Raw genomic sequence first — 4632 nt, 5'->3', positions numbered from 1 at the left:
CAGCGACCTCGTGGAGACGTTCGAGGAGCACGAACGGGAACCGGAAAAGGAGTACACGACGTCGGCGGACCCCGAACGCTAGATCGAGTTTTTGTCCGACTACACCAGCGTCGTCGGGCGTTTCGAGAGGTAATCGAACACCGCGCCGAGGGCGAAGCCGTAGGCGAGGTGTCCGAGGAGGGTGATGACGAGGTAGACGACGAGCAACAGCCCAACGTAGCCATCGTAGAACGCGATGACGAAGCCGGTCCAGAGGACGAACCCGTACGGGAGGCCCCTGGCGGCGTAATTCTCACCCGGCAGATACGACCCGATAGAGACGAACAGGAGCGGCCACGTCACCATCCCGCCGCCGAGGAAGATGAGGTAGCCGACCGCCGCCGGGTTCGACGGGAGGAGCACGTCGACGCCCGTCAACTGCGCCAACACGGCAAACGAGTTCAGGTCGAACGCTCCGAGCGTGGTTCCGACCAGCAGTATCGCGGTCATGACGGCAGTGCCGACGAGACCGCCGACCGCGCCGATGAACCCGTCGGTGATGATTCCCGTGAAGGAGTCGAATTCCGGTTCCACGACCTCCTCGGAGATATCGACTTCCACTGACGGTTGTGAGTCATTCTCTGCCATGGATAGAGGTAGAACGTACACCGACAAAAAACAGTACCCAAACCAGAAGGGAGATATTTACAAAATCCGGACATTTGGCCCGAGAAACGTCGAATCAGGGAGTTTCAGTTCCGAGGGAGTTTCCCTCTGTCACGACCCGTGCACGGAGTTCCGGAAGCACCGTCGTCACGTCCCCCCGGACGTCGAACGTCGCGCGCGGACTGAACGGCGTTCGGTCGAAGTTGACGATGGCGGTCGTCGCCCCGTTGCGGGTAGCGGTTCGCGGCAGCGACGCCGCCGGTTCGACGGTGAGCGACGACCCGATGGCGATGAACACGTCCGCTCGCCTCGCATACTGCCGGGCGCGGCGAAGCGTCCCCTCGTCCAACCGCTCCCCGAACAGCACCACGTCCGGTTTCAACAGGCCGTCACAGTTGGTACAGCGGGGCGGCAGTTCGCCGGATCGCACGCGTTCTCGCACCGGAGCGGCGTCGGCCGTCCGCCCACAGGACTCACAGACGACGCGGTGGGCGTTGCCGTGCAGTTCGACCAACTCGGTGGCATCTTGGCCATCCGCGTGACCGTTCAGACTCTCGGCATGCAGTCCGTCCGTGTTCTGCGTGACGATGGCGTCCAACTGGCCGTTCGCCGCGAGGTCGGCGAGCGCGTCGTGTGCCTCGTTCGGTTCGACCTCGCCGCTGAACATCGTTTCGTGGAGGTCGAGGCGGTCGGTCCAAAACGCCGCCGGGTCGGTTCGAAATCGACGGTAGTGAAAGTCAGCTTCGTCGAACTGGGTCCAGATTCCCGAATCGCTTCGAAAATCGGGAATCCCCGATGCGGTACTGGTTCCGGCACCCGTGAACGCCACGACGGTTTCGGCGTCACGAACTCGCTCCGCGAGCCGGGCGATATCGTCCATGTTCCAGAACAGCGGTGCGGGGATTGTATAGTTGTGGAAATCCGCTACGGAACGTGTTGCGTGGCGGCCGTTCGAGAACCGCTCCGTGAACGAGTGAGGATGTCTCGTTCCCTCGTCTACGAGGGGGGGAACCGCTTTTCGTTTCGACGGGAGGGGAAATATGTACTGACGGGACACATCATTTTGCCTGCCAACTCGTTTATGGTTCTTCCGATACTCGCGTTATTTATGACGAGAATCGTTGCAGGAACAGACAGCGCCGAGACGAGCGAGCGGATCTGTGAGTATCTCGACGGCCGACTCCACGAGGGAGACGAGGTTCACGCGTTGAACTCGATTCACGGCGGGAACGACGAGGAGTTAGTCCAAGAAGGGCAGGAAGCGTTGGCGGTGTTCCAGGACCGACTCGGGGACCGGTTCGATATCGAAACGGAACAGAACACGGACGGAAGCGACCCCGCTCACGACATCCTCACCACCGCGGATGAACTCGACGCGGACGAAATCGCCATCGGCCTGAGTCAAAAGCGAAGCCCGGCCCAAAAGGTCGTGTTCGGGAGCAACACCCAGTCCGTTTTGATGCAAACCCGGCACCCGTTGATCGGGATACCGATGAAAGACACGAGGTAAAATGACGGTGGCCGTTTTCACCGACTGGGAACGAACCGGTCGGTTACAAACCATCCAGCCATACGTTGGATTACGAGCCGCATCGTGCCTGAAACAACGGTTACCAGCCGAGAGATATTCGGTAACGAGAGGACTACAATGAATCTGCTTGGAGAAACCGCGATCGGTGTCGGAATCGGCGTCGCGCTGCTAGCGCTCGCACTCCTGTTCGCTCGCTCGATACGTATCGAAGACATCGTCAGCGCCGGACGAAAACCGGAGGCGAAGGCGGACGGCGGCTACGCCCACGGATTCCCGTCCGGGTACGGGAAACCGACGGGCGTCATCAGGTGGCTGACGACGGTGGACCACAAGGACATCGGGCTTCTGTATCTCACGTTCGGCAGCATCGCGTTCTTCTGGGGCGGCACGGACGCGATGATGATACGGACGGAACTGTTCACCCACAGCGTCGATGTGTGGGACACGGCGACGTACAACGGGCTGTTCACCATGCACGGCCTGACGATGTTGTTCTTCTTCGCCACGCCCGTCCTGTTCGGGTTCATCAACTACTTCCTGCCGCTACTCATCGGGGCGGACGACATGGCGTTCCCGCGGGTGAACGCCGTCGCGTTCTGGATGCTTCCGGCGGCGTTCGTGTTGGTTCGCTTCGGACTCCTCTCGGACATCATCGGGCACGTGATCCAACCCGTGCTCGGAATGGCCGCTGCGAGCCCGTTCTTCCGCCTCGAACCGCCGCAAACCGGCTGGACGATGTACACGCCACTGGCGCGTCAGCGGCCGAACCCGATGATCAACATAATGCTGTTGGGGTTACACCTCTCCGGCATCAGCACCACGCTGGGTGCGATCAACATCATCGTGACGACGTTCACGCTTCGGGACGTGGACTGGGGTGAACTCGACATCTTCACGTGGACGGCGCTCACGCAAGCGGGCCTCATCCTGTTCGCGTTCCCCCTCCTGGGCAGCGCCATCATCATGCTCCTGCTCGACCGCGTGTTCGGGACGACGTTCTTCGCGACGGGGGGCGGCGGGCCGATGTTGTGGCAGAACCTCTTCTGGTTCTTCGGCCATCCCGAGGTGTACATCCTCGTCCTGCCGCCGATGGGGCTGATCAGCCTCATCATCCCGAAATTCTCGGGGCGGAAGCTGTTCGGGTTCAAGTTCGTCGTCTACTCGACGCTGGCCATCGGCGTGCTCTCGTTCGGCGTCTGGGCCCACCACATGTTCGCCACCGGAATGGACCCGCGCCTCCGCGCGAGTTTCATGGCCGTCTCGCTGGCCATCGCGGTGCCGAGCGCCGTCAAGACGTTCAACTGGATCTCGACGATGTGGAACGGAGCTATCCGCCTCGAAGCGCCCATGCTGTTCTGTGTGGGATCGATTGCGACGTTCATCATCGGCGGCGTCACCGGCGTCTTCCTCGCCGCGATTCCCGTGGACCTCATCCTCCACGACACCTACTACGTCGTCGGCCACTTCCACCTCATCATCATGGGACTGATCCCGTTCGGCATGTTCGCGGCGGTGTACTACTGGTTCCCCATCTTCACGGGCCGGATGTACGACAGGACCCTCGCGAAGGTCCACTTCTGGCTCACCTTCGTCGGCGTCATGATCACGTTCAACGCCTTCATCGTCCTCGGAATGATGGGACTTCCGCGCCGGTACGCGAGTTACCCGGTCAAATTCCAACTCCTCCAGCAAATCGCATCCTTCGGCGCGGTCCTCATCGCGCTCGGGTCGCTGGTCTGGATATGGAACATGCTCCAGTCCTACCGCAACGGCGACATCGTCACCGACGCGGACGTGTGGAACCTCAAGAAGTACGGCATGTTCTCGAAGGAGTGGCAGTGGTTCGAGGAGCAATTGGAGTCGCGATAGTTCGCTGAGATAGGCGAGCGTTTTCGATTTTTAGCAGACGGGGGTGCCGCCTACCGCGTGAACCGGCCGTAGAAGACGCCGAGCGAGTAGCCGTAGCCGACGTGTGCGAGGAAGCTGAAGGCGAGATAGAGGACGAGGAGTGCAGAACTTTCGAGTTGCATCCCCGTCGAACCGAGGCCGAGGAAGGCCAACCACAGCAGGAGCGAAAACATGACGCCGCGAACGGCGATATCCCCGCTCCCCGGCAGGACTTTGAACTTGTCCTCGATTGCCGCGAACAGCAGTGGCCAAACGACGATGCCGATGAAAACGAAGACGGAGAACCCGAGATACAAGTCCCCCGGCATCCTGACGAACTTCGCAATCGCGGCCGGGACGCCGAGCTTGAACCCCGATTCCGACTCCGCGGCGAGAAAGATGAACAGCATGAGAGCGGTACTCACGATTCCTGCTTTGATGGTCTGCAGACCCTCCACGACGGAGGAGGGGAGACCGGAATCGCTGTCGTATCCGGCAACTTCCTGTGACATAGTAACAGCGAGGACGGGAAGCCGTTTATAGATACTCCCCCTCGTTCGGAATATACT

5 protein-coding genes are annotated in these 4632 nt (G+C 60.9%); 2 read left to right on the top strand and 3 right to left on the bottom strand.

What is annotated here, in order from left to right:
• Positions 1–99: 99 nt before the first annotated feature.
• A complete protein-coding gene (locus WBV42_RS16670) occupies positions 100–627 on the bottom strand; it encodes a DUF6789 family protein (RefSeq protein WP_423987021.1) in 528 nt (175 codons plus the stop codon).
• 94 nt (positions 628–721) lie between these two features.
• Positions 722–1525, bottom strand: coding sequence for an SIR2 family NAD-dependent protein deacylase (locus WBV42_RS16665; RefSeq protein ID WP_423987020.1), 804 nt, complete (start codon positions 1523–1525; stop codon positions 722–724).
• Between the two features lie 228 nt (positions 1526–1753).
• Here WBV42_RS16665 and WBV42_RS16660 point away from each other — a divergent pair, with 228 nt between their 5' ends.
• Positions 1754–2155, top strand: a complete 402-nt coding sequence (locus tag WBV42_RS16660; protein ID WP_423987019.1) for a universal stress protein — start codon at positions 1754–1756, stop codon at positions 2153–2155.
• Between the two features lie 138 nt (positions 2156–2293).
• Positions 2294–4045 (top strand): cbb3-type cytochrome c oxidase subunit I, encoded by a 1752-nt coding sequence (locus tag WBV42_RS16655; protein ID WP_423987018.1) that lies wholly within the window; start codon positions 2294–2296, stop codon positions 4043–4045.
• A 50-nt stretch (positions 4046–4095) separates the two neighbouring features.
• On the opposite strand, the gene WBV42_RS16650 is transcribed toward WBV42_RS16655, so the two are convergent.
• Entirely contained in the window at positions 4096–4575 is a 480-nt protein-coding gene (locus tag WBV42_RS16650) for a DUF6789 family protein (protein WP_423987017.1), read from the bottom strand.
• Between the last annotated feature and the right edge of the window lie 57 nt (positions 4576–4632).

It is taken from the genome of Haladaptatus sp. (genome assembly GCF_049589095.1).
Classification (GTDB): domain Archaea; phylum Halobacteriota; class Halobacteria; order Halobacteriales; family Haladaptataceae; genus Haladaptatus.
Note: the sequence above shows the minus strand (reverse complement) of the source record. Positions and strands in the feature narration are given on the sequence as shown.